Here is a 466-nt window from a genome sequence, read left to right on the forward strand (position 1 = left end):
CCGCGCGGGCATATTTGGCGACGGTGACGATCTCGCCATCGTTGTTCGACGCGATCGCGGCGTCGAGCATCGCCTTGACTGCTGGCGGAATTGGCGCGGGCGCAGGCGGTGTTGCGGTCGGTACGGTTTGAACGGGCGGTGCCGGATCGGCGTTGCCCAGAAGGACGGGCGCAGCGAAGATCAGCATGGCAAGCATGCGAACCTGATAGAGCGGCAATTGCCGTAACGGAATAGCGTTCGTCGCCAGCGCGTTTCGGTTCAGCGCAGATGCGGCGCAAAAGCGGCAAGCACCTGTTCGTACAACGGCTTTTTGAACGCGACGATCACTTCGGGGAGGGTATGCGGCTCAACCCAAGTCCAGTCCTTGAACTCCTGATGCGCGGTGGCGATGTCGATGTCCGCATCGCTGCCGAGAAAGCGGTACAGGAACCAGCGCTGCCGCTGGCCGCGCCATTTGCCCTTCCAC

1 protein-coding gene and 1 pseudogene are annotated in these 466 nt (G+C 62.7%); both read right to left on the reverse strand.

Features of this window, described 5'->3' with window-relative positions; all coding sequences use genetic code 11:
• Positions 1–196 (reverse strand): hypothetical protein (locus tag AACY08_RS29415; protein ID WP_339472599.1); only part of this gene is annotated, 196 nt, incomplete at its 3' end.
• A gap of 62 nt (positions 197–258) precedes the next feature.
• Positions 259–466, reverse strand: a pseudogene (locus AACY08_RS29420) (hypothetical protein); the annotation flags it as partial.

The sequence above is a fragment of the Pseudomonas sp. EL_65y_Pfl1_R83 genome (genome assembly GCF_963970695.1).
Lineage (GTDB): Bacteria > Pseudomonadota > Gammaproteobacteria > Pseudomonadales > Pseudomonadaceae > Aquipseudomonas > Aquipseudomonas tritici.